Here is a 17,361-nt window from a genome sequence, read left to right as displayed (position 1 = left end):
ATTTTTTCTCCCTTCCTGTCACACACCCGCCCCGCCCCGGGTCATACCGCCACGGACACACACGGCGGACGTCCGGGCGGGGCGGATCAGTACCCGCTCCCCCGGGCGCCATGACCCCGGGAGCAGTCATGACGCACCCCTCGACCCCCACCACCCCCCTCCTGGTCACCGGCGGCACGGGCACCCTGGGCAGCCACGTCGTCCCGCTGCTGAGGGCGGCCGGCCACGAGGTACGGATCCTCACCCGACGCCCCCGCCCCGACGCGGACGGCATCACCTACGTCACCGGCGACCTTCTCACCGGTGAGGGCGTCGAGGCCGCCGTCGCCGGCGTGCACACCGTCCTGCACCTGGCGGGCGGCCCCAAGGGCGACGACAAGGCGACCCGCGCCCTGGTGAGCGCCGCCGCCGGCGCGGGAGTACGGCACATCGTGTACATCTCGGTCGTCGGCGCGGACGGCGTCCCGCTGGCCTGGCTGCGCACCAAGCTGGAGTCGGAGCGGGCCATCGCCGGCTCGGGCATCGGCTGGACGGTGCTGAGGGCGGCCCAGTTCCACGAGCTGACCCTGGCGATGATCGAGAAGATGACCAAGCTGCCGTTCCTCCCCGTCCCCGGCGGCCTGCGCCTCCAGCCCGTCGACTCCCGCGAGGTCGCCGCCCGCCTGGCCGAACTGGCCCTCGCGGCCCCGTCCGGCCGGGTCCCCGACCTGACCGGCCCCGAGGCCCACGACCTGGCCGCCCTGGTCCGCCCCTACCTGACCCTGCACGGCAGGCGCCGGCGCCCCCACCTGCCGGTCCGTATCCCCGGCAAGGCGGGCCGCGCCTACCGCGCGGGCGCCAACCTCACGTTGGACGGCGCGCAGGTGGGCCGGCGGACGTGGGAGCAGTTCCTGGCCGAGCGGGCCGGACAGGCGGCGGCTACCGCCCGCCCGTGAGCCCCGCGGGCCCGGCCGGGACCGGGGCCCGACGGCGCCGCAACGCCGGGTCGAGCAGCGCGGGCGGGGTGTCGAACTTCTCGTGCGCCGCCAGGTCGGTGCCGGGCGCGACGATCTCGTCGATCGCGTCCAGCACGTCGTCGGGGAGCACGGTGTCGGCGGCGGCGAGCTGCGCGCGCAGGTGGTCCAGGGTGCGGGGGCCGATGAGGGCGGCGGTCACGGCGGGGTGGGCGGTCACGAAGCCGAGCGCCAGCTGGATCAGCGTCAGGCCGGCCTCGTCGGCGACCCGGGCCAGCCGCTCGACGGCGTCGAGCCGGGCCCGGTTGGCGGGCAGCGAGGTGTCGAAACGCTCCGGCATGACCGCCGACCGATGGGTGGTGATCTCCCTGCCCGCCCGCACCGCGCCCGACAGCCAACCCGACGCCAGTGGGCTCCACACCAGCACCCCGAGCCCGTACTCCTCGCTCACGGGCAGCACGTCGCCCTCGATCCCGCGCTGGAGGGCGGAGTAACTGGGCTGCTCGGTGACGTAGCGGCTCAGGCGATGCTCGCGGGCGGCCCACTGGGCCTGCACGATGCGGTACGCGGGGAAGGTGGAGGAGCCGAAATAGCGGATCTTTCCCGCGCGCTGAAGGTCGGTCAGCGCCGACAGGGTCTCCTCGTCGCCGGTCTGCGGGTCCCACCGGTGGATCTGGTAGAGGTCGACGTGATCGACGCCGAGGCGGCGCAGGCTGTTGTCCAGCGCGGTGACCAGCCAGCGGCGCGAGGCGCCCCGGTGGTTGCGGTCCTCGCCCATGGGCATGACCGCTTTGGTCGCCAGCACGATGTCGTCGCGGCGACCGGCGACGGCCTTGCCGACCATCTCCTCCGACTCGCCCCGGCCGTACATGTCGGCGGTGTCGATGACGTTGACCCCGGCCTCCAGGGCGGCGTCGACGATGGCGGTGGCCTCGTCCTGGGTGGTGCGTCCGATGGCGCCGAAGTTCATGGCCCCGAGCGCGAGGGAGCTGACCTGGACACCGGTGCGGCCCAAGGTGCGGTACTGCATGATCGTGTTCCTCCGTCGAGGGAAGGGAGCGGTGCGCACGGGCGCACGGCAATGGCACGACGGCCCCGGGCTCTGGCATCATGGGCAACCGGAACCTTGTCCCGTTTGACGATACGGGACGATGTTCCGTTTAGCAATGACCGGTCTGTGGAGGGAAACGACGCGATGGTGGACGGCGACGAGACCGAGGGACGTACCGACCGCCCCAGACGCGCGGACGCCCGGCGCAACCAGAAGACCCTCCTGGACGCGGCCGCCGCGGTCTTCGTGAGGTCCGGCGTGGAGGCGCCGGTCCGCGACATCGCGGCCGAGGCGGGCGTCGGTACGGCCACGATCTACCGGCACTTCCCGACGCGGGCCGACCTCATCGTCGGCGTCTACCGGCACCAGGTGGAGGCCTGCGCCGCGGCCGGCCCCGAACTGCTGGCGAGCAGCCCGACCCCCTACACCGCCCTCGCGCGGTGGATCGACCTCTTCGTCGACTTCCTGGTCACCAAGCACGGCCTCGCCGGCGTACTCCAGTCCGACAACGCCGGCTTCGAGACGCTGCACGCCTACTTCCTCGACCGCCTCGTGCCGGTGTGCACCGACCTCCTCGACGCCGCGGCCACCGCCGGCGAGATCCGCTCCGACCTGTCCGCCTACGAACTCATGCGCGGCGTCGGCAACCTCTGCATCGGAGCGGAGAACGACCCGCGCTACGACGCCCGGCGGCTGGTGGCGGTGCTGGTGACGGGGGTGCGGCGGACGGAGTGACCCGGGCGCCGAACTCCCCGGCGAGCCGGCCGTTCGCGACGGCACGCCGAAGGCCGTCGACGCCCGGGGCGCCGGAGCCGTCGGTCGGGGGTCGTCCGTGCCGGACTGCCGTCCACCAGCGGATTCCGCGCGCGTGCAGGGTCCGGCGGGACTCCGGGTGGTGGGCGGGTCCGTCCGCTGTGCCGGCCCAGTCCGCGGTCACCACGAAGACGTCGGTGGGACTGCAGCACGTCGAACGGTGGGACGATCCGGACGATGACCGTCAGCGGTTCCCGCGGTGCCACGAGGAAGCAAGATCCGTCGGCGGCGTCCCGCGCCTCAGCCTGTCCGCAGCGTGTGCGGGCCCACCGCTCGAACGAGTGAGGCGAACCGATGCACCCGTACGACCGAGGCGTGGGCCCGCTCACACGGCCCGGGCGGAGCCTCGCCGACGACCGCATGCCCCGGAGCGATACGGAATCGCTCGGAACCCTCGTGTGTTGAGGGGGATGGACGTGGGATGTCGGTGTGCGAGCCGAGTAGCCCGAGTGATCAGAACGATGGAATGGGAGGGCCGCGATGGCCGCGCAGACGCAGAGGGCCGTACTTGCGGGCGGATGCTTCTGGGGGATGGAGGAGCTGATCCGGCGGCTCCCGGGCGTGACGGCGACCCGGGTCGGATACACCGGGGGCGACGTGCCGAACGCGACGTACCGCAACCACGGCACGCACGCGGAGGCCATCGAGATCCTCTTCGACCCCGAGCGGACCGACTACCGCACGATCCTGGAGTTCTTCTTCCAGATCCACGACCCGAGCACCAAGAACCGCCAGGGCAACGACATCGGCATGAGCTACCGCTCGGCGATCTACTACGTGGACGACGAGCAGAAGCGGATCGCCGAGGACACCATCGCGGACGTGGACGCCTCCGGGCTGTGGCCGGGCAAGGTCGTCACCGAGGTGGAGCCGGTCGGACCCTTCTGGGAGGCCGAGCCCGAGCACCAGGACTACCTGCAGCGGTACCCGGACGGCTACACCTGCCACTTCCCGCGCCCGGGGTGGCGGCTGCCGGCCCGTGCCGAGGGCTGACCGGACGACCGCGCGAGACGGCCCGGCGGGAACTCTCCCGCCGGGCCGTACGTGTCGTCGAGCCCCGGGGGGGGCGAGCCGTCAGTGGGGGAGCGTCGCCGGACTGCCGCCGTTGGCCTCGTAGCCCGCCACCGCCAGCGCGCGGTAGACGGCGAACTCCGCCGCTGGGTCGTGCGACAGAGTCCAGGGCAGCGCGCCCACGTGGCCGTCGATGACTATCAGCTGGTTCATGGCCTCGGCCCAGCGCTCGCCGCGGACCAGGAAGAACACCAGCAGATGGCGGACGTGCGCCTGCATCGGGTCGTCGGGGCGGGCCGAGTGCACCGCGTGCAGGGCACCGTGGACCGCCTTGGTGACGACCTCGCTCTGGTAGAAGCCCCTGACCATGTTGACCTCGGGCAGGTGCTCGAAGACCGCGAAGAGGGGCATCGCCGCGAGCAGGGAACCCTGCGGAGCGCGAGCGGCCGCGGCCTCCGCGAAGGAGTACGCCAGGTCGCGGGAGCCGTGCCACTTCTCGCACCAGTAGTGCAGGGCCGTCAGGTGCGCCCCCATGTGGTTCGGGGCGCGGTCGAGGATCTTCAGCCAGAGCTGTTCGAACTCCTCGCGGGGGTAGCCGAGGCCGCGGGCCACCGACAGCTCGACGATGTAGGGGATCGGGTCGCCGGGGGCGAGCAGCGCCGCCTGTGAGCAGGCCTCCTTCGCCTCCTCCATGATGATCCGGAACTCGTCCGTGCCCGGCGTCGCCGTCCGCCACGCCTGCTGCACCAGGAACTCGGCCTGCACGGCCGCGCCGCCCGCGTCCTTGGGGGCCTCGGCCCGCCACACCCGCAGCCACTGCCCGCCCGGCGTCTCACCGACGCCGCCGGGCCGCTGCGCCAGCTCCAGCGACGCCGCGCCCGCGAAGGCCTGCACGCGCTGCCAGCGCCGCTCGCCCTCGGCCTCCGTGCCGGCCAGGAGCTGCTGGGCTCCCCGGTAGTCCTGGGTGCGCTGCACCAGGTCCAGGACTTCCAGCAGGTCGTGATCGGGACCGGGCATGCGGATGTCGAGCTCCTCCTCGCGGGCGAAGCCGTAGTTCGCGGGATCCGCCGCGTCGGGATGGCCGGGCGGAACCAGGCCGACCGCGCCCCGCCGGCGCCGCAGAAGGGGGACCAGCACCGCGGCCAGCATGGCCAGTGCCATCAGGACCCAGAGAATCTCCATGTCTCAAGCGAACCAGACCGCGCCGACAATTGGCCAACCTGTGCCCGGGCCTGTGGAAAACGCACGGAGCCGTCCGCGCCGCTACGCTCGGTCCTCATGAGCGACAGGCACATCAGTCAGCACTTCGAGACGCTCGCGATCCACGCGGGCAACACCGCCGATCCGCAGACGGGCGCGGTCGTCCCGCCGATCTACCAGGTGTCGACGTACAAGCAGGACGGCGTCGGCGGACTGCGCGGCGGCTACGAGTACAGCCGCAGCGCCAACCCGACGCGTACGGCCCTGGAGGAGAACCTCGCCGCCCTGGAGGGCGGCCGCCGCGGCCTCGCGTTCGCGTCCGGACTGGCGGCCGAGGACTGCCTGTTGCGCGCGCTGCTGCGCCCCGGCGACCACGTGGTCATCCCCAACGACGCGTACGGCGGCACCTTCCGGCTGTTCGCCAAGGTCGCCACGCGGTGGGGCGTGGAGTGGTCGGTGGCGGACTCGAGCGACCCCGCGGCCGTGCGGGCGGCCACCACCCCCAGGACCAAGGCCGTGTGGGTGGAGACGCCGTCCAACCCACTGCTCGGCATCACCGACATCGCCGCCGTCGCCCAGGTCGCCCGGGACGCGGGGGCACGGCTCGTCGTCGACAACACCTTCGCCACGCCGTACCTCCAGCAGCCGCTGGCGCTCGGCGCGGACGTCGTCGTGCACTCCCTGACCAAGTACATGGGCGGTCACTCGGACGTCGTCGGCGGCGCGCTGATCGTGAACGACCAGGAGCTGGGGGAGGAGCTGGCGTTCCACCAGAACGCGATGGGCGCGGTCGCCGGGCCCTTCGACTCCTGGCTGGTGCTGCGCGGCACCAAGACCCTCGCGGTGCGCATGGACCGGCACAGCGAGAACGCGACCAAGGTCGCCGAGATGCTCACCCGGCACGCGCGGGTGACGAGCGTCCTGTACCCGGGGCTGCCGGAGCACCCGGGGCACGAGGTGGCCGCCAAGCAGATGAAGGCGTTCGGCGGCATGGTGTCCTTCCGCGTCGAGGGCGGAGAGGAGGCGGCCGTCGAGGTCTGCAACCGCGCGAAGGTGTTCACGCTCGGCGAGTCCCTGGGCGGCGTCGAGTCGCTGATCGAGCACCCGGGCCGCATGACGCACGCCTCCGCGGCCGGTTCGGCCCTGGAGGTGCCCGCCGACCTGGTGCGCCTGTCGGTCGGCATCGAGAACGTCGACGACCTGCTCGCCGACCTCCAGCAGGCGCTGGGCTAGCCCGGACGGCTCACCAGCCCTCCCAGCCCGTCACGGGTGGGGTCGTCTCCGACGGCGGCTCCACCCACGGCTGGACGGTCAGCGCCCACACCGTGAACGCCACGGCCGCGGCGCCCAGCAGCACCCACATCAGGCGGCGTACGGCGGTCCCGCGCCGCAGCATGCGGCCGCCGCGGCGCAAGGCGCCGCGTACAGCTCGGGCGGCACCCGCGGCGGCGACTGCTCCATGATCCGCCGGGCCGCCGCCTCACGTTGCAGCCGGTTCACCGGCGCCTCCCCGTACTCCGCGCGAGCCCGCCCGCGCCTTCCGGGAGAGCCCGCCCCACGTCCTCCGCGCGCGCCTGCCCGCGTACTCCACGTCCTCCGTCTCCGCCTCCGCGCGCGTGACCGCGGGTCTCCACGCGCGCGTGCCCCTCACGAGGTCGCCGCCTTCGGTTCAGCCACCGGGCGGGATCGGCCGGCGGGCGGGCGCAGCAGGGTGGCCGTCGCGCGTTCGCAGATCGTCCGTACGCGCTCCACGGGCAGGCCCAGCAGGGCCGCCGCCTGTTCCTCCGCGACGCCCTCGTAGAGCCTGAGCACCAGGATCAGGCGCTCCTGCGGGGTGAGCCCGCTCAGCGGACCGACGGGGCGCCTCCGGGCGCGGCCGAGGCCGCCGTGCCGGTGCCAGGCCCCGCGGGCGAAGCGGGTGGCCAGGTCCTGGCGGGCGCGGTCGTACGGGTCCTCGCCGTGCAGCCGGTCCCAGTACGCGTACGTGTGGGCGAGGGACAGGGCGAGCAGGCGCCGTGCGCGCGGATTGTCGTCCGGTGGTTCGGCCGTGAGCAGGGTGGCGGCATGCAGCAGTCGCCCTGCCGCGCCCGCGACGAACGCCTGGAACTCCCGGGCCCGGCGGGCGCCGTACGACGCTTGCCCGTCTCGCACCGCGCCTCCCGCCCGGAGGGCGACGACCCCCGGAACGCGACGACGACCCCTGAGGTCTCACATCAGGCCAGGGGCGGCCCTCCGGTCAAGGGGCCGGTACGGTCCGCGCGAAAAGGCCCTGACGGCTGTGTCCGAAGACCTGACGGCAGCGTCAGAAAGCCCTGACGGCCGTGTCGGAAGCCCTGACGGCCGGCTCAGGAAGACGTCGGCGACTCCTGGCCCGCCGACATGCCCGACGGGGCCATACGGGCGGACAGGGCGCCGTTGAATCGCGCAAGGAGCGTGCAGAAGGCCTCGCGCTCCTCCGGCGCCCAGTCGTGTGTCAGCTCGGCCATGAGTTGACGCCGGGAGGACCGGACCTCCTCCAGTCGCGCCACACCGCGCGGGGACAGCTGAAGGACCACCGCGCGGCCGTCCTCGGGGTGCGAGGTCCGCTTGACGAGGCCGGTGTCGACGAGCGGGGCCACCTGCCGGGTGACCGTGGAGGAGTCGATCCCCATGCTCGCGGCGAGCGCCTTCACGCCCATCGGGCCCTCTTTGTCGAGGCGGTTGAGGAGCAGGTAGGCGGCGCGGTCCATCGAGTTGCGCACCTGCCCGACACCGCCGAGCCGGGTCTGTTCGGCGCGACGGGCGAAGAGCGCCACCTCGTGCTGGAGCGTCTCGAGAAGACCGGTGTCACCGGCGGTCGTCATGTCCATCGACATTTCAGGTGTTGTGGGCATGGCCGGGGGCTCACTTCGTGGAGGGCTGCTGATTGGGGGACAGGGTACGCGGCCGGGCGGCTGACCGTACCTGCGCTGGGCGAAGCGGGTCTCGGACGTTGGTCACAACGGCCCCGGGCGCCTGTGAACTGCGATGCTGGAGAGATGAGCTACAGCACGGCCGCCCCTGTCGCCCCCGTCACCCTCGACGACGTGCGCGGGGCGCAGAAGATGCTCTCGGGCGTGGCGCGGGTGACCGCGATGGAGGGCAGCAGGCACCTGTCCCATCTGGTCGGCGCGCCGGTGCACCTCAAGTGCGAGAACCTCCAGCGGACCGGTTCGTTCAAGCTGCGCGGTGCCTACGTCCGTATCGCGGGGCTGCTGCCCGAGCAGCGGGCCGCCGGTGTGGTCGCGGCGAGCGCGGGCAATCACGCGCAGGGCGTGGCGCTGGCTTCGTCGCTGCTCGGGGTGCATTCGACGGTGTTCATGCCGAAGGGCGCCCCGCTGCCCAAGATCAGCGCGACCCGTGACTACGGCGCGGAAGTGCGGCTGCACGGCCATGTGGTCGACGAGACGCTGGCCGCGGCGCAGGAGTACGCCGAGCGGACGGGCGCGGTGTTCATCCACCCCTTCGACCACCCCGACATCATCGCGGGGCAGGGCACGGTCGGGCTGGAGATCCTGGAGCAGTGCCCCGAGGTGCGGACCGTCGTGGTCGGCATCGGCGGGGGAGGGCTGGTGGCCGGGATCGCGGTCGCGGTGAAGGCGCTGCGGCCGGACGTGCGCATCGTGGGCGTGCAGGCCGAGGGCGCTGCGGCGTACCCGCCCTCGCTGGCCGCCGGCCGCCCGGTGGCCGTGGAGAATCCGTCGACGATGGCCGACGGGATCAAGGTGGGGCGGCCCGGTGATGTGCCGTTCGGGATCGTCGGCGACCTGGTGGACGAGGTCCGCACGGTGTCCGAGGACGAACTGTCCACCGCCCTGCTGCTGTGCCTGGAGCGGGCCAAGCTGGTCGTGGAGCCGGCCGGCGCCAGCCCGGTGGCGGCGCTGCTGAGTGAGCCCGGCGCCTTCGCGGGGCCGGTGGTGGCGGTGCTGTCCGGAGGCAACGTGGATCCGGTGCTGATGCAGGGCGTGCTGCGGCACGGCATGGCCGCGCAGGGCCGCTACCTGGCGGTCCGGCTGCGGCTCACGGACCGGCCCGGCGCCCTCGCCACACTTCTCGGGGTGTTGTCAGTGGTGGACGCTAACGTCCTCGACGTGAGCCACGTCCGGACCGATCCACGGCTCGGGCTCACGGAGGCGGAGGTCGAGCTGCACCTTGAGACGAAGGGGCCGGAGCACTGCGCCGAGGTCGGCCGGGCGCTGCGCGAGGCGGGGTATCCCGTCATCGGCTGAGCCGGCGGCCCTTGACGGCCCTCGTCACCGCCGTCACTCGTTGTCACCCGTTCGAGTGGGCGTGCGTGGTGCAACGCGATACATCGCGTTATGGTGTGTTGTGAGTCGCTCGCCGTAAATCGTTCGCTGGGCAGAGCGAAACGCGCAAACCTAGGCTTTCCGAAGAATCCCCGATGACGTGGAGACTCATATGCCAGGCGCCATCTATGCCGAAGGCCTGGTGAAGGCCTTCGGTGACGTAAGGGCTCTGGACGGCGTCGACCTCGACGTTCCCGAGGGCACCGTTCTCGGCCTGCTCGGGCCGAACGGCGCGGGCAAGACCACTGCCGTCCGCTGCCTGACGACCCTGTTGCGCCCCGACAGCGGCAAGGCGGTCGTCGCGGGCATCGACGTCCTCAAACACCCCAATGAGGTCCGGCGCTCGATCGGCCTCTCCGGCCAGTTCGCCGCGGTGGACGAGTACCTGACCGGTCGTGAGAATCTCCAGATGGTCGGCCAGCTCTACCAGATGCGGGCCAAGGCCGCGAAGGCTCGTGCCGTCGAGCTGCTCGAACAGTTCCACCTCTCGGACGCCGCCGACCGTCCCGCGAAGACCTACTCGGGAGGCATGCGCCGACGGCTCGACCTGGCCGCCGCCCTGGTCGTCTCCCCTCCCGTGATGTTCATGGACGAACCGACGACCGGTCTCGACCCGCGCAACCGCCAGCAGCTCTGGGAGGTCATCAAGCAGCTGGTCTCCGGCGGCACGACCCTGCTGCTGACCACGCAGTACCTGGAGGAGGCCGACCACCTCGCGCACGACATCGCGGTCGTCGACCGCGGGCACGTCATCGCCCGTGGCACCTCCGACCAGCTCAAGGCCCGTACCGGCGGAGAGCGCGTCGAGGTCGTCGTCCACGAGCGCGAGCACATGGCGACGGCCGCCGAAGTGCTCGCCGGCTTCGGGAAGGGCTCCACCACCCTGGAGCAGCACACCCGCAAACTCACCGTCCCCGTCACCGGCGGAGCCAAGCTGCTCGCCGAGGTCATCCGCGAGCTCGACATACGCGGCATCGAGATCGACGACATCGGCCTGCGCCGCCCCACCCTCGACGACGTCTTCCTCTCCCTGACCGGCCATGCGGCCGAGACCGAGGCCGGAGAGGACGATCTCGAGGCAGACACCGGTCACCAGTCCGAGAAGGAGGCCGCCAAGTGAGCGCCGCCACCGACGCCGCGCAGACCGCGGCACCCGCCGGTCCCGGGAGCTCCGTCGGCCAGTCAGTGCGGGACTCGCTGGTCATCGCCCGCAGGAACCTGATTCGCATGCGCAGGATCCCCGAGATGTTGCTGTTCGGGGTCATCCAGCCGGTCATGTTCGTCGTGCTGTTCACGTACGTCTTCGGTGGCTCCATCAGTATCGGCGGTTCCACCGATCCGCAGCTGTACAAGGAGTTCCTGATGGCCGGGATCTTCGCGCAGACCGTCACCTTCGCCACGGCCGGTGCGGGCGCGGGCATCGCGGACGACATGCACAAGGGGCTGATCGACCGCTTCAGGTCGCTGCCGATGGCACGGGGGGCCGTCCTCACCGGACGTACGATCGCCGACCTCGTGCAGACCACCGTCACGATCGTCGTGCTCGCGGGAGTCGCCCTGATCGTCGGCTGGCGCGCCCACGAGAACATCGGCAAGGTGCTCTGCGGCTTCCTGCTCCTGCTCCTGCTCGGCTACGCCTTCTCCTGGATCGGAGCCCTGATCGGCCTCTCCGTCCGCACTCCGGAGGCGGCCACCTCGGGCGGGCTGATCTGGCTGTTCCCGCTGACGTTCATCTCGAACGCCTTCGTGCCGGTCACCGGCATGCCGACGTTCCTCCAGCATGTCGCCGAATGGAACCCCTTCAGCGCGACGGTGGCGGGCGCCCGTGAACTCTTCGGGAACACGATGCCGGGCGTCCCGAAGACGGTCACCGGTGCATGGCCGATGGAGCACCCGGTCTGGGCCTCGCTGATCTGGTCCGTGCTGATCATCGCGGTCTTCCGCACGCTTGCGGTGCGCAAGTACCGCTCGGCCGCCGCATGACGAAGCCCCGGCGTCACCAGGACGCCGGGGCTCGTACAGCTCGAACAGGACGGACGGCCGGGCGCACCGGCCCGGGCCCGCTGCCCGGTCAGCCGTTGTACGGCTCGGCCTTGAGGATCTTCACGGAGGCCATCTTGCCGTTCGGCAGCTCGTACTCCGCGTCCTCGCCGACCTTGTGGCCGATGACGCCCGAGCCCAGCGGCGACTGCGGCGAGTAGGTCTCGATGTCCGAGCTGGCGTACTCGCGGGAGGCGAGCAGGAAGGTCAGCGTGTCGTCCTCGTCACCGTCGAAGGCGATCGTGACCACCATGCCGGGCGCGACCGCGCCGTCCGCGGCAGGGGCCTCACCCACCTTGGCGCTCTCGAGCAGCTGGGTCAGCTGGCGCACGCGGAGCTCCTGCTTGCCCTGCTCCTCCTTCGCCGCGTGGTACCCGCCGTTCTCGCGCAGGTCCCCCTCCTCACGCGCCGCGGCGATCTTGGCAGAGATCTCGGTGCGCGCAGGACCAGTAAGGTATTCAAGCTCCTCCTTGAGCTTGTTGTACGCCTCCTGGGTCAGCCAGGTGACGTTCTCGCTGGTCTGGGTCACGGGTGCTCCTCGTTGGTACTGGGAATACAAATCAACGCCCTACCCAGAAGGATGTTCCTTCACGGAAGGGCGAAACCACGAGCCTAACAATTGAGTGGCCAAAGGGGGAGGACATAAGCCGCCAGATTCCTGACAGCGCAGGTCAGAACCCATGGATTGGCTCCGGCGGGCGCTGCGGGGTCAGTCCGCGTGGCAGCCGAGCAGCTCGGCCGTGGTGCCCGCGGCCTTGGTGCGCAGGGTGACCACCTTGTCGACGCGCGTGTCGTCCCCGTCGAAGCGGAAGTCGGCCCGGCCCACCTCGTCGCCGTCCTCGGCCTGGGAGCGCACCGTGCAGTAGCCGGTGACCCCGGCGTCCTTGCGGACCTCCAAGTGCACCTGCACCGAGTCCTCGGCGAGCTCGAAGCCGATCAGCTCACCGCTGATCTTGTTCTGGCCGACGTAGTGGTAGCCGAACCAGCCGATCACCGCGAGCAGGACGGCACCGAGCACGGCACCGACGATCTTGAGTGTGCGGTCGGCCCGTTCGTCCGAGGAGCGGCCGTAGCGGCTCTCGGGCGCTCGTGTGCTCGCCGTACTCATGATCGTCCTCTCGGCGGGAGCCGGTTCTCCCGGGCCGTGGAATTATTCCGCGCCCGATTCGGTCACTATAGAAGCCCCCACCCGCCACCCGACCGCCGCCCCTCACGGACGTCCTTGCGGGGCGGCACCTATTGGATTGCGCCGATGCACACGGGCGCCGACTGACCGAGGATTACGTCTTGACTGATCAGCTGCGACTGATGGCCGTCCACGCCCACCCCGACGACGAGTCGAGCAAGGGCGCGGCCACCATGGCGAAGTACGTGTCCGAGGGGGTGGACGTGCTGGTGGTGACCTGCACGGGCGGGGAACGCGGCTCCATCCTCAACCCCAAGCTCCAGGGCGACGCGTACATCGAAGAGCACATCCACGAGGTGCGCAAGAAGGAGATGGACGAGGCCCGGGAGATCCTGGGCGTCAAGCAGGAGTGGCTCGGCTTCGTCGACTCCGGCCTGCCCGAGGGCGACCCGCTGCCGCCGCTGCCGGAGGGCTGCTTCGCCCTGGAGGACGTCGACAAGGCGGCCGGCGAGCTGGTGCGGAAGATCCGCTCCTTCCGTCCCCAGGTGATCACCACCTACGACGAGAACGGCGGCTACCCGCACCCCGACCACATCATGACCCACAAGATCACGATGGTGGCCTTCGAGGGCGCGGCCGACACCGAGAAGTACCCGGAGGCCGAGTACGGGGCGGTGTACCAGCCGCTGAAGGTCTACTACAACCAGGGCTTCAACCGTCCCCGCACCGAGGCGCTGCACAACGCGCTCCTGGAGCGCGGCCTGGAGTCGCCCTACGGGGACTGGCTCAAGCGGTGGTCGGAGTTCGAACGCAAGGAGCGCACGCTCACCACGCACGTGCCCTGCGCCGACTTCTTCGAGATCCGCGACAAGGCGCTGATCGCGCACGCCACGCAGATCGACCCCGACGGGGGCTGGTTCCGGGTGCCGATGGAGCTCCAGAAGGAGGTCTGGCCCACCGAGGAGTACGAGCTCGCGAAGTCCCTCGTGGAAACCTCGCTCCCCGAGGACGACCTCTTCGCGGGCGTCCGGGACAATGCCTGACATGAGTGCAAGCGCAAGCATGGCAATGACGCACCTCGTCACTCTCGCCGAGCTCGACGAGGACAAGGTCACGCCCGGTGTCCTCGGGTTCATCGTCTTCGCGGTGATGGCCCTGGCCGTGTGGGGGCTGATGCGGTCCATGAGCCGGCACATGGGCAAGGTGGATTTCACGGAGGCGCCGGAGCCGGGGGCCGAGACGGAGACCTCCGGCCGGGTGGAGCCGCAGAAGGGGTGACGCCGGGCCTGTGACCCGGCGCCGGGGTGGGGCGTTCGCCGTCACGGCTCAGCCGTCACCGCCACCCCCATCACCTCCCGGGCCTGGCGGTTCGGGACCATGCCCAGGCGCCAGGCCTGCCAGCCGGACTCCAGCTGGACCCCGCGTTCCAGGAGCAGCTGGTAGGCCTCGATGTAGTCGTCCAGCTTGGTGTCCCGGGCCGGAAGACGGGCCCGGGCCAGCTGGGCCAGCTCCTCCTGCGCCACCGCCGTGCCGACCTCCACCCCGCCCGGAGCGGCATACGGCAGCAGCGTGCAGCGCAGGAAGCGGGCCCAGTCGTCACCCCGCCGGTCGCCGTACGCCGCGAAGAGCGCCGCCGCCTCGTCGCACAGGGCCAGTGCCTGCGGAGTACGGGCGTTGCCCGCGTCCACGACCGCCAGCTCCAGACAGGTCCACGCCTCGCCGTGACCGACGCCGATGCGCTGGAAGTCGGCACGCGCGTCGACCAGGAGCTGCCGGGCGAAACCGGAGTTGCGCAGCGAACCCGTCTGGGCGGCCCGCTGGTCGCGGGTCACCCGGGCCGAGTGGTGCCGGGCGCAGGCCAGGCCGTACGCGTCCCGCATCCGGGAGAACATCGTGCGGGAGCGTTCCAGCGCACGCACCGACTGGTCCAGGGCGCCCGTCTCCTCCAGCGCCTGGCCCAGGTAGTAGAAGCTCCACGCCTTGCCGCGCGCGTCCTCGTTCTCGCGGTGCCGGGTCGCCGCCCGCCGCAGCTCCTCCACCGCCGCGGTCACGTCACCGTCCATCAGCCGGGCCCGCGCCAGCTGGGTCAGTGCCCAGGCCTCGCCGCGGGCGTCCTGGGTGCGGCCGTACAGCTCCAGGGCCGTGCGTAGCTCCGTCTCGGCCCGCGGTACGTCCCCCAAGCGCAGGTGCAGCTGGCCGAGCTGGAAGTGGGCCCACGCCTGGCCGTGCACCGACTCGCCCGCGCGGTGCAGCACCAGCGACTCGGTGAGCAGGTCGAGGGCCTCGGCGAGCCGGGCCCGGTCGCGTTGCACCGCCGCCAGCGCGTGCAGCGTCCACGCCCGGTCGGTGTCCAGCTCGGGCGATGCCTGGAGGTCCAGCGCCTCCCGCAGTTTCGCCGCCGCCTCGGTCAGATTGCCCTGGTGGTGCAGCGTGATGCCCAGCGAGCACAGGGCACGCGCCGCCCCCGCGTCGTGGTGGGCCTCCATGTACAGGTCGACCACGGAGCTGAGCGTCGTCCGCGCCTTGTCCAGCTCGCCCAGCTGCCGCGCCGCGATGCCGGTACGCCACTGCACCGACCGCACCAGCAGCCCCTGGTCCACGGACTGCGCCAGCTCGCTGATCTCGCCCAGCCGGTACAGGTCGCCGCGCAGCAGGCAGTAGTCGCACAGCGCGCCCAGCAGGTTCAGCACCGCGCCCTGGTCGACGCCCTCCGCGTGCCGGAGCGTCGCCGTGATGAAGCTCGACTCGTCGTCCAGCCAGCGCAGCGCCTCGTCCAGGGACGTGAAGCCGTACTGCCCGAACCGGTCCGAGCGGGTCGACATGTTGCCGTCGACCAGGCGCAGTACCGAGTCGGCCAGCTCGGCGTAGTTCGCGATCAGCCGTTCCTGCGCCGCCGCCCGCGCGCCCGGCTCCTCCTCGTCGGCCAGCCGGGCCCGGGCGAAGGCCCGCACCACGTCGTGCAGCCGGTAACGGCTGCCCCGTACGTGATCGAGCAGGCCCGCCCGCGACAGTTCCGCGAGCTGCCGGGCCGCCTCCGTCTCGTCCGTGGCCAGCAGCGCGGCGGCGGCCGGGGGGCCCAGCGAGGTGCGCCCGGCCAGCGCCAGCCGGCGCAGCAGCCGACGGGCGGGCTCCGGCTGGTCGGTGTAGCGCAGCCACAGCGCCCGTTCGAGCGGCTCCACCGGCCCGTAGGCGCCCAGGTCGCTCGCCAGGGCGCGCGGCGAGCGGGGGCCCAGCGACGACCCCGCGATGCGCAGGGCCAGCGGCAGCCCGCCGCACAGCTCCCGGATGCGGTCGCCGGCCTCGGCGTCGTAGGGACCCGAGCTGTCCTGCGCGCAGGCGGCCAGCAGCTCCTCCGCGCCGGCCGCGTCCAGCGCCCCGACGGGCAGGTCGTACGCCCGCGCCGGCAGGTCGGGCGGCAGGCGGAGCGGCTCCCGCGCGGTGACCAGCACCAGGCTGTCCGACCGTTCCGGGATCAGCGTGCGCACCTGCTCGGGGTCCGAGGCGTCGTCCAGCACGACGGTGACCGGCACGCCCGTCAGGTGCTGGTGGTACAGCTCGCTGAGCCGCTTGACCTGCTGGGCCGCCGACGATCGCTCCCGGAACAGCAGCTGCTCGCGGGGCGCCCCGAGCCGGTTCAGCAGGTGCAGCAGGGCGTCCCGGGTGCTCAGCGGCGACTCGCCGCCCGAGGCAGGGCCGTCCCCGCGCAGGTCCACCACGCAGGCCCCGCGGAAGTAGTCCCGCAGCTCGTGGGCGGCCCGCACCGCGAGCGTCGTACGGCCGCTGCCCGGCGTCCCGTGCAGCACCACCACCGTCGGCCGGGTCTGCGCGCTCGCGCGGGCCGCCTGCACCCACTGCCGCAGCCGTGCCATCTCCTGCCGCCGGCCCGCGAAGGTGGCCTCCGGCTCCGGCAGCTGCGCGAGCGACTGTTCCAGCGCGCTGCGTCCGCGCGCCGCCGCGCTCTTGTCGGCGCCCCGCAGTTTGGGCCCCGCCTTCTTGGGGCCGGTGGACGCGGCGAGCATCCGCTGCTGGTCCAAAAACGGCCGGATGCCCCGTACCTCCAGCGCCGTCAGCCACTGCAACCGCAACTGCTCGGGTCCGCCGGGCTGGCTGACGGCCCCGGCGCGGTGGTGGGCGGCCGGCACGTGGGACCCGACGACCTTCACCACGGTCGCCGCGGCGCCGACGACCCCCACGGTCACGCCCGCGCCCACCGCGGTGCTCGCACCGGTGCCGAGGGCCATGTCGGCCACCACCGCGGCGACCGCCGCCACGGCGGCCACCAGCAGGGGAGTGCCGGCGCCCTCCCGGGCGTACCGCTGCCGGAAGGTCAGCTGGCCGGCCGCCGCCTCGTCCAGCGCACGGGTGTAGGCCTCGTACTCCTCGGCGGCCGTGCCCGCCATCGCGTCCAGGGAGGCGCGGGCCCGGGAGAGCAGCACGTTCCCGTCCGTGCGCCCGCCCGAGCGCCGGACCTCCTCCTCCACGGCCCGCCTCAGTAGCCGCTCGGCCTCCGACCGATGACTGTCCCGCATGTCGCGCCCCCTCCGGCGGCATCGGTGCCACCCGGGTGTCCCCAGACCACTCTGGAGTTCTCCCGGCCCGTTCCCGGGTCCTTCCCAGGTTGTGCGTCGGTCAAGTCTCCTGCTGTGGGAAGACCCTGGGGAGAGGTCTGTTGTTCATCGGTTCCGGACAATCGGCCGGTTCACCTCTTGACCCCGGTGACCCCGCCCACTAATTTGCGTTGGAAGCGGATCCAGGACTTTCGAAAGGAGGCGACCGGCGGATGTACACGAACTCTGATCTCGGTCGCCTCGCCCGCCGCACGGTGTGGGTTCCGGGTCGGGT

16 protein-coding genes and 1 pseudogene are annotated in these 17,361 nt (G+C 72.0%); 9 read left to right on the top strand and 8 right to left on the bottom strand.

The genetic code is table 11. The features are described 5' to 3' along the window. The first annotated feature begins 128 nt into the window (after positions 1–128). The gene (locus IE142_RS04935; RefSeq protein ID WP_191884573.1) at positions 129–935 is read left to right on the top strand and encodes an SDR family oxidoreductase; all 807 of its coding nucleotides are present in this window, start codon (positions 129–131) and stop codon (positions 933–935) included. Here the strand turns inward: IE142_RS04935 and IE142_RS04930 are convergent. Next, positions 919–1,983: an aldo/keto reductase gene (locus IE142_RS04930; RefSeq protein WP_191884572.1), complete on the bottom strand. Its 1,065-nt coding sequence runs from the start codon at positions 1,981–1,983 to the stop codon at positions 919–921. The genes IE142_RS04935 and IE142_RS04930 overlap by 17 nt on opposite strands. 165 nt (positions 1,984–2,148) lie before the next feature. Here IE142_RS04930 and IE142_RS04925 point away from each other — a divergent pair, with 165 nt between their 5' ends. Together IE142_RS04925 and msrA are read left to right on the top strand one after the other, a co-directional pair. Next, positions 2,149–2,739, top strand: a complete 591-nt coding sequence (locus tag IE142_RS04925; RefSeq protein ID WP_191885037.1) for a TetR/AcrR family transcriptional regulator — start codon at positions 2,149–2,151, stop codon at positions 2,737–2,739. 558 nt (positions 2,740–3,297) lie between these two features. Beyond that, entirely contained in the window at positions 3,298–3,810 is a 513-nt protein-coding gene (msrA, locus tag IE142_RS04920) for a peptide-methionine (S)-S-oxide reductase MsrA (protein ID WP_191884571.1), read from the top strand. A gap of 81 nt (positions 3,811–3,891) precedes the next feature. Here the strand turns inward: msrA and IE142_RS04915 are convergent, their stop codons facing one another. Continuing rightward, positions 3,892–5,010 (bottom strand): hypothetical protein, encoded by a 1,119-nt coding sequence (locus IE142_RS04915; protein ID WP_191884570.1) that lies wholly within the window; start codon positions 5,008–5,010, stop codon positions 3,892–3,894. 96 nt (positions 5,011–5,106) lie between these two features. Here IE142_RS04915 and IE142_RS04910 point away from each other — a divergent pair, with 96 nt between their 5' ends. After that, positions 5,107–6,261: a cystathionine gamma-synthase gene (locus tag IE142_RS04910; protein WP_191884569.1), complete on the top strand. Its 1,155-nt coding sequence runs from the start codon at positions 5,107–5,109 to the stop codon at positions 6,259–6,261. Between the two features lie 10 nt (positions 6,262–6,271). Here the strand turns inward: IE142_RS04910 and IE142_RS04905 are convergent. The 3 genes and pseudogenes from IE142_RS04905 to IE142_RS04895 form a co-directional block, all read right to left on the bottom strand. Further along, positions 6,272–6,528 (bottom strand): annotated as a pseudogene (locus tag IE142_RS04905) (hypothetical protein). A gap of 147 nt (positions 6,529–6,675) precedes the next feature. Continuing rightward, positions 6,676–7,179, bottom strand: coding sequence for a sigma factor-like helix-turn-helix DNA-binding protein (locus tag IE142_RS04900; protein WP_191884568.1), 504 nt, complete (start codon positions 7,177–7,179; stop codon positions 6,676–6,678). 194 nt (positions 7,180–7,373) lie between these two features. After that, on the bottom strand, positions 7,374–7,883 hold the full coding sequence (locus IE142_RS04895; protein WP_191884567.1) for a MarR family winged helix-turn-helix transcriptional regulator: 510 nt from the start codon (positions 7,881–7,883) through the stop codon (positions 7,374–7,376). Between the two features lie 162 nt (positions 7,884–8,045). Between IE142_RS04895 and ilvA the strand changes: the two genes are divergently transcribed. The 3 genes from ilvA to IE142_RS04880 all read left to right on the top strand — a co-directional run bounded on the left by ilvA (position 8,046) and on the right by IE142_RS04880 (position 11,336). Further along, entirely contained in the window at positions 8,046–9,275 is a 1,230-nt protein-coding gene (ilvA, locus tag IE142_RS04890) for a threonine ammonia-lyase (protein WP_043380561.1), read from the top strand. Positions 9,276–9,465: 190 nt separating this feature from the next. Next, entirely contained in the window at positions 9,466–10,473 is a 1,008-nt protein-coding gene (locus IE142_RS04885) for an ATP-binding cassette domain-containing protein (RefSeq protein WP_191884566.1), read from the top strand. Further along, the gene (locus tag IE142_RS04880; protein ID WP_043380555.1) at positions 10,470–11,336 is read left to right on the top strand and encodes an ABC transporter permease; all 867 of its coding nucleotides are present in this window, start codon (positions 10,470–10,472) and stop codon (positions 11,334–11,336) included. The genes IE142_RS04885 and IE142_RS04880 overlap by 4 nt, the downstream gene beginning before the upstream one ends. 88 nt (positions 11,337–11,424) lie before the next feature. Here IE142_RS04880 and greA read toward each other — a convergent pair whose 3' ends face one another. After that, positions 11,425–11,922, bottom strand: coding sequence for a transcription elongation factor GreA (gene greA / locus IE142_RS04875; protein ID WP_043380553.1), 498 nt, complete (start codon positions 11,920–11,922; stop codon positions 11,425–11,427). 180 nt (positions 11,923–12,102) lie between these two features. Beyond that, entirely contained in the window at positions 12,103–12,501 is a 399-nt protein-coding gene (locus IE142_RS04870) for a DUF4307 domain-containing protein (protein ID WP_043380552.1), read from the bottom strand. A 179-nt stretch (positions 12,502–12,680) separates the two neighbouring features. Here IE142_RS04870 and mca point away from each other — a divergent pair, with 179 nt between their 5' ends. Then, positions 12,681–13,562, top strand: a complete 882-nt coding sequence (gene mca, locus IE142_RS04865) for a mycothiol conjugate amidase Mca (RefSeq protein ID WP_191884565.1) — start codon at positions 12,681–12,683, stop codon at positions 13,560–13,562. Next, positions 13,555–13,797 carry a hypothetical protein gene (locus tag IE142_RS04860; protein WP_191884564.1) on the top strand — a complete coding sequence of 81 codons (243 nt, stop codon included), beginning with the start codon at positions 13,555–13,557 and terminating at the stop codon, positions 13,795–13,797. The genes mca and IE142_RS04860 overlap by 8 nt, the downstream gene beginning before the upstream one ends. A 41-nt stretch (positions 13,798–13,838) precedes the next feature. On the opposite strand, the gene IE142_RS04855 is transcribed toward IE142_RS04860, so the two are convergent. Beyond that, complete coding sequence (locus IE142_RS04855) at positions 13,839–17,048, bottom strand: tetratricopeptide repeat protein (protein ID WP_191884563.1); 3,210 nt, start codon at positions 17,046–17,048, stop codon at positions 13,839–13,841. Between the last annotated feature and the right edge of the window lie 313 nt (positions 17,049–17,361).

The sequence above is a fragment of the Streptomyces mutabilis genome (assembly GCF_014649815.1).
GTDB lineage: Bacteria > Actinomycetota > Actinomycetes > Streptomycetales > Streptomycetaceae > Streptomyces > Streptomyces mutabilis.
This window is presented reverse-complemented; position numbering and strand designations above follow the sequence as displayed.

Bases quoted from the DNA above. Each gene is read 5' to 3' on its own strand.
- IE142_RS04870 (WP_043380552.1), bottom strand. From the start codon at position 12,501: ATGAGTACGGCGAGCACACGAGCGCCCGAGAGCCGCTACGGCCGCTCC.
- IE142_RS04885 (WP_191884566.1), top strand. From the start codon at position 9,466: ATGCCAGGCGCCATCTATGCCGAAGGCCTGGTGAAGGCCTTCGGTGAC.
- ilvA (WP_043380561.1), top strand. From the start codon at position 8,046: ATGAGCTACAGCACGGCCGCCCCTGTCGCCCCCGTCACCCTCGACGAC.
- IE142_RS04925 (WP_191885037.1), top strand. From the start codon at position 2,149: ATGGTGGACGGCGACGAGACCGAGGGACGTACCGACCGCCCCAGACGC.
- IE142_RS04855 (WP_191884563.1), bottom strand. From the start codon at position 17,048: ATGCGGGACAGTCATCGGTCGGAGGCCGAGCGGCTACTGAGGCGGGCC.
- IE142_RS04930 (WP_191884572.1), bottom strand. From the start codon at position 1,983: ATGCAGTACCGCACCTTGGGCCGCACCGGTGTCCAGGTCAGCTCCCTC.
- IE142_RS04935 (WP_191884573.1), top strand. From the start codon at position 129: ATGACGCACCCCTCGACCCCCACCACCCCCCTCCTGGTCACCGGCGGC.
- IE142_RS04910 (WP_191884569.1), top strand. From the start codon at position 5,107: ATGAGCGACAGGCACATCAGTCAGCACTTCGAGACGCTCGCGATCCAC.
- IE142_RS04895 (WP_191884567.1), bottom strand. From the start codon at position 7,883: ATGTCGATGGACATGACGACCGCCGGTGACACCGGTCTTCTCGAGACG.
- IE142_RS04860 (WP_191884564.1), top strand. From the start codon at position 13,555: ATGCCTGACATGAGTGCAAGCGCAAGCATGGCAATGACGCACCTCGTC.
- IE142_RS04915 (WP_191884570.1), bottom strand. From the start codon at position 5,010: ATGGAGATTCTCTGGGTCCTGATGGCACTGGCCATGCTGGCCGCGGTG.
- msrA (WP_191884571.1), top strand. From the start codon at position 3,298: ATGGCCGCGCAGACGCAGAGGGCCGTACTTGCGGGCGGATGCTTCTGG.